This is a genomic window from Kitasatospora sp. NPDC004669 (assembly GCF_040609455.1).
Lineage (GTDB): Bacteria > Actinomycetota > Actinomycetes > Streptomycetales > Streptomycetaceae > Kitasatospora.
In genome coordinates, this window is sequence record NZ_JBEXKB010000171.1 from 1 (window position 1) to 5,155 (window position 5,155).

Consider the following 5,155-nt stretch of genomic DNA (forward strand, 5'->3'; position numbering starts at 1 on the left):
CCGCAGAGCCCGCGCTCGAACGCCTTCGCGGAGCGGTGGATACGCACCGTGCGCGCCGAATGCACCGACCGACTGCTCATCACCGGCGAACGGCATCTGCGAGCCGTCCTCGCCGAGTACACCGAGTACGACAACACCGGCCGCGCCCACCGCAGTCTGGAGCTGCGGGCCCCAGACGACGAACCCGACATCATCCCGCTGCCTACCGCAGCCATTCGGCGCCGTCGAGTACTCGGCGGACTCCTCAACGAGTACCACGGCGCCCCGATCCAGTCACCTCGCAGCCCGCAGGAAACCCCCAGTTCAGCGGCCTGATCGGATTTTTGACACCCTTCAGGCGGGCTGCTGGGGCGTCCACGTCCGAAGCGGCCGGGGCGTGGCGCCCGTGTCGGGCGGACCCCGGTATCTCGGAAGCTTCCCGGACCTTTCGGCCTATGCCGATACCGTCGAACAGCGAAGGACTGCTCATGCCCCTCGATCCTGAAGCGACGCGCGAAGCCGTCGCATCGAGCCTGGAGGACCTGCCGTTCCCGTGGAGTGGGGATCCGGTCGAGACCGTCGGCTGGGGCTTCTCGAACGTCGTGCTCCGGGTCGGCGCCGACGTCCTCGTCAGGGTGCCGCGCACGCCCGAGGCCGGGGACCGGAGCAGGCACACCGCCGAGGTGCTGCGGCGGCTGCCGCCGCTGCCGCTGGCCGTCCCCGAGGTGCTCGGAACGCTTCCGGCCGTGCCGCGGCTGCCCTTCGGCGCCGTGCTGCTCAGGAGGCTGCCGGGCGCTGTCGTGGACGACGACGTCGCCCGCGCGGACCGTGAGGCGTTCACCGGTGACCTGACCGCTTTCGTCTCGGTGCTGCACGAATGCGGCGACGAACCGCTGCTGGGTGTCCTCGGGGCGCACGGGGCCGGCCGGACGGTCCACGCCCTCGACGCCCTCGACGCCGGGACGGCCGCGGCCGCCGCGGACCGGCTGGCCGGTCGCGAGCGGCAGGTGTTCGAACGCTGGGCCACGGCCTATCGGTGGTGGCTCGCCGGCGCCGAGCTCGTGCCGGTCCACGGCGACCTCTGGCCCGGCAACCTCCTGCGCGCCGCCGGGAGGCTGTCCGGCGTCCTGGACTGGGACGAGGCGAGGGTCGGCCCGCGGGCGGTCGATCTGTGCGGCGTCTGGTATCTGGGCCGCGACGTCGCCGAGGAGATGGTGAGGGCCTACGCGGCCCGGAACTCCTGTGACTACGAGGTCCTCCACGGGGAGACCAGGCTCGCCGCAGTCCGGCGCGAACTGCGGGGCGTCACCTGGTCCCTGCGCCACGACGATTCCGGGGAACTCGAGGAGTCCCTGGACAAGGTGCGGCGGTCCCTGCACGAGTTCCTGCTTCCGCCCGCCTGACCCGGCCGGCACCAGCTAGCCGTCGAGGGTCTTGGCGCGATATTGCAGGCGTTTGAGCCGGTTGCGGACGAGTGCTTCCAGGCGATCGAGGGCGACCGAGTGGAGGTTGGCAAGGCTGCGTTTGACGTGGGCCCAGAGTCCCTCGACGGGGTTCAGCTCGGGCGCGTATCCCGGCAGCAGGAACACTGTGAGCCACTCTCGCTCGGCGATCAGCTCGCGCATCGCGTGGGAGACGTGGGTGTTCAGGCGGTCCCAGACCAGGACGACCGGCGCCTTGACCAGTTGGTGGAGGCCGTCGACCAGGCCGATGTAGTCGCGCTCGGACAGGCTGCGGCGCTCGCCTTTGCGGCCCGTGTGGCGCCGCAGCCGGTGGCAGAGCCTTGTCCGGGAGCCCGGCCGCATCGCGATCAGGCCGGCGACGGAGACCCGTCCGGAGCGGCTGCCGGAGACCTTCACGACCGGGGTGATGCCGCGGCGTCCCCAGGTGCGTCCCTTCGGCGGCCTGCGGGTGAACCCTGCTTCGTCCTCGAAGCAGATCCAGCCGTCGCAGTCCGCCCGGGCTCTTTTACCTCCGCCCAGGTCGCCTCCTTCCAAGCGGCCACGGCCTGTTCGTCGCGTTCGGCGGCACGCCGCGCGGGGACCTGCGGGGTGAAGCCGAGACGGCGCATCAGCCGGGTGGCACCCGAGACGCTGTAGGAGACGTGGAACTTCCGGCCGATCAGCGTGGCCACCCGCGCACCGGTCCACACCTGGTCCTCGTCCCAGCCGTGGGCGGCCGGCCCCTGGTCGAGGTACGCGGCCAGCTTCTCCTGGCACCGAACGGACAGCTTGCACCGCTGCCCGTGCGGCCCGCGCGAGCCCAACGCCGTCGCCCCGCCCTGCTGCCAGGCCTGGTGCCACTGGTAGGCCGACTTGCAGCTCACCCGCAACTGCCGGGCGACCTCCGGAGGCTTGATCCCATCGCCGAACAGCGCGGCCGCCTCCAGCCGCACGGCCTCACGGCGCTGACGTGCCTTCGCCGTCAGCCCGCCCCCATCCGCATATCGCATGCCAGACGATCTATCGCGACAGATGACCGTCCGTCTGTGAAACGGCAGATCCATCACCCCAAAGAGCTGATATCAGTAGTTACCACCGGATACGGGACAGAGCCGAAGACCGTACAGACCCCTCGCGGGGTGGCCACGACCGAGGCGGGGCAGCCACGTCGCTCATAGGGTCCCCCTCGGATGAGAAGGGACCGGCGCCTTGAGACAAGCGCCGGTCCCTTCGGGTACGGGTGAGGCTACAGGTCAGCTCGTGGTGGTGGCGGTGATGTTCTGGATGCCGTTGCTGGGGATGGCGGTGAAGGTGGTCCAGGTGCCGTCGGGCTTCTTGTCGGCGGTCCAGATCTGGTTGTCCGTGCCGATCGCGAACACCCGGATCGTGCCGTTGACGGTGACTGAGGTGACCTGCTTGACGGCGTTGACTCCGGGGACGGCGTCGAAGGGGGTCCAGGTGCCGTCGGGGCGAGTGTCGGTGGTCACGATCTTGTTGTTACCGTCGACCGCGAACAGTCGTACGCCGGTGGCCGTGGTGGTGGCGGTGATGTTCTGGATGCCGTTGCTGGGGATGGCGGTGAAGGTGGTCCAGGTGCCGTCGGGCTTCTTGTCGGCGGTCCAGATCTGGTTGTCCGTGCCGATCGCGAACACCCGGATCGTGCCGTTGACGGTGACTGAGGTGACCTGCTTGACGGCGTTGACTCCGGGGACGGCGTCGAAGGGGGTCCAGGTGCCGTCGGGGCGAGTGTCGGTGGTCACGATCTTGTTGTTACCGTCGACCGCGAACAGCCGGCTGCCCGGACGGGGCTGCGCCTGCTCCGGGACGAGGTCCCACAGCTGGTCGGGGGCGCCGGTGGTGGGTGCCTGGGTGACCGCTCCCCCGGCCTGGGCGGGGGAGGCGAGGGCGAGTCCGGAATTGGCGTTGGTGATGGTGTAGCCGTTGGTGTGGTCGCCGCGGATGCGGAAGGCCTGGTTGGGACTGAACATCTGTGCCACGTCGGCGGGGTTGATGGTGACGGCGGTGCAGTGGAACTGGATCAGGGGGGTGCCGGCGGTGGTGCTCGACCCGGTCACGTCCAGGCATTGGTTGCTGTGCACAGGGCGCAGGTTCCAGCCGCCCAGGGCGGCCTTGAATGTGAAGGCCTGGTTGGGGTTTCCGGTGGGGGGGAGGGCGAGCAGGGATGCCTGGTCGGCGACCGAGGAGCCGGAGACGTCGAGATAGAGGCCGGTGGAGCGGTTCACGACGCGATAGCGCTGGTCGAGCTTCGGGTCCTCGAAGCCGTAGGACATGGGCCACACGTAGTAGCCGCGCCACGGCGAGTCGGCGTAGTACTGGCGCGGGTACCAGTCGATGTAGTCCGGTTGGCAGGAGTTGCTGCGGTAGATCTCGTCGTCGTACGGGCAGTAGGTCTCGAAGATCTGCTGTTTGCGGGCCTGTGTCGCCCCGTCCAGGTTGGGGGCCGACTCCCGGGCCAGATAGTCCCGGTAGTAGGTGATGCGCGGCCACGCCCCACCGCGACGGTTGAGGGCATCGACCAGCAATCTGGTCGTTGCGACGTGGTCGGGGTGGAAGTTCCCGTCCATGGAGCTCTTCTGGTGGTCCGCAGACGGGTCCTCGGTGTTGATCACGGTCGGCTGGTAGTCGTCGATGACACCCTGGATGAAGGCGAGGACCTGCTCCCGGCTCAGTCGCTGCTGCACCGGCGCGTCCGCCCCCGGTATGGGCCAGGCCTCCTGGTTGTCCGCGTACAGCGCCCACAGCTGGCCCTTGAACATCGTGCCGGCGTCGTTGGACGCACTGGCGTCCGGTACCCGCAGCTCGACCGTCGACACCCGGTTACCGAGTGACCACGTGGTCGCCTGCACCCCGGCCGCTGAGTAGGGCGCGTGCTGCCAGTCGCCGGGGATGTCGGCGGCCGCCTGGTATGCCTTGCGGTCGCCGACCTCTCGGCTTTCCATGTACGCGTACTTGTCGGCGTCCGTCGGATGCGGCGCGACACGGTCCCGGCTGTAGTACGAGCCGACCATGAACAGGGTCCGCACGCAGACGTCGGGGTTCGCCAGATCGTTGATCAGGTCCGGGGTAAGGAAGAGCAGGTCGTCGTCGTGGTGGGCGACCACGTTCAGTATTCGGCCGCCTGAACACGGCGCGGCGGGCGCCGCGTTGGCCTGCGGGGCGGCCACGAGTCCCGCTGCCAGTAGGGCGGTCGATAGGACGCCGGAGACCCGGCCGGTAAAACGCATATGTCCCCCTCAAGACTACGGTGCCGTGGGGCACCTGGCCGGGACGGGCCCGGCAGCACCACAGGTTATCCGTCAACGCACTGACTATTGACTTCGGCTTGTCAGAGTGACGTTGGGGCCTCGAGGGTCAGGCCGGTGCCGGCTATGGGCTTCGGCATGGTCCATTAGTGCCCGATCTGCGATCACGTGACTCGGTGAGGATGAAAGGTACTCAAGGATCCTGATGCTCCGCCGTCTAATCCCAGTGCGGCGCGAGACCCGAGAGGCCCGCATCGACGCCCTGGCCGCCCGTCAGCGCGCCGCAGCCACCCTCAATACCCGAGCCAGCAATGAGGCCCGCCAAGCGGCCCTCCGCCGGCGCCTCAGAGACTGACGGCAGACCACCCGACCACCCGTGGTGAAGTCGGCCCGGGGCGCGGTTTCGGTCTTTCGACCGGTCCGTTTCCCCGGAGCCGCTTCCCGAACCGGGCATGCGACTTGGCATCGCAC

General features: G+C 69.2%; 5 protein-coding genes. 2 read left to right on the plus strand and 3 right to left on the minus strand.

The annotated features are described in order from the left end of the window. Positions 1-315 (plus strand): integrase core domain-containing protein (locus tag ABZW30_RS46450; RefSeq protein WP_355677399.1); only part of this gene is annotated, 315 nt, incomplete at its 5' end. 152 nt (positions 316-467) lie between these two features. After that, entirely contained in the window at positions 468-1,382 is a 915-nt protein-coding gene (locus ABZW30_RS46455; protein WP_355677400.1) for a phosphotransferase, read from the plus strand. A gap of 15 nt (positions 1,383-1,397) precedes the next feature. Here the strand turns inward: ABZW30_RS46455 and ABZW30_RS46460 are convergent, their stop codons facing one another. From ABZW30_RS46460 to ABZW30_RS46470, 3 genes are all read right to left on the minus strand, one after another. Beyond that, positions 1,398-1,919 (minus strand): transposase, encoded by a 522-nt coding sequence (locus ABZW30_RS46460; RefSeq protein WP_355677403.1) that lies wholly within the window; start codon positions 1,917-1,919, stop codon positions 1,398-1,400. Further along, positions 1,835-2,431, minus strand: coding sequence for a winged helix-turn-helix domain-containing protein (locus ABZW30_RS46465; protein WP_355677401.1), 597 nt, complete (start codon positions 2,429-2,431; stop codon positions 1,835-1,837). Before ABZW30_RS46465 ends, ABZW30_RS46460 begins: the two co-directional genes overlap by 85 nt. 243 nt (positions 2,432-2,674) lie before the next feature. Then, complete coding sequence (locus ABZW30_RS46470; protein WP_355677402.1) at positions 2,675-4,666, minus strand: RICIN domain-containing protein; 1,992 nt, start codon at positions 4,664-4,666, stop codon at positions 2,675-2,677. Between the last annotated feature and the right edge of the window lie 489 nt (positions 4,667-5,155).

Bases quoted from the DNA above. Each gene is read 5' to 3' on its own strand.
- ABZW30_RS46465 (WP_355677401.1), bottom strand. From the start codon at position 2,431: ATGCGATATGCGGATGGGGGCGGGCTGACGGCGAAGGCACGTCAGCGC.
- ABZW30_RS46470 (WP_355677402.1), bottom strand. From the start codon at position 4,666: ATGCGTTTTACCGGCCGGGTCTCCGGCGTCCTATCGACCGCCCTACTG.
- ABZW30_RS46455 (WP_355677400.1), top strand. From the start codon at position 468: ATGCCCCTCGATCCTGAAGCGACGCGCGAAGCCGTCGCATCGAGCCTG.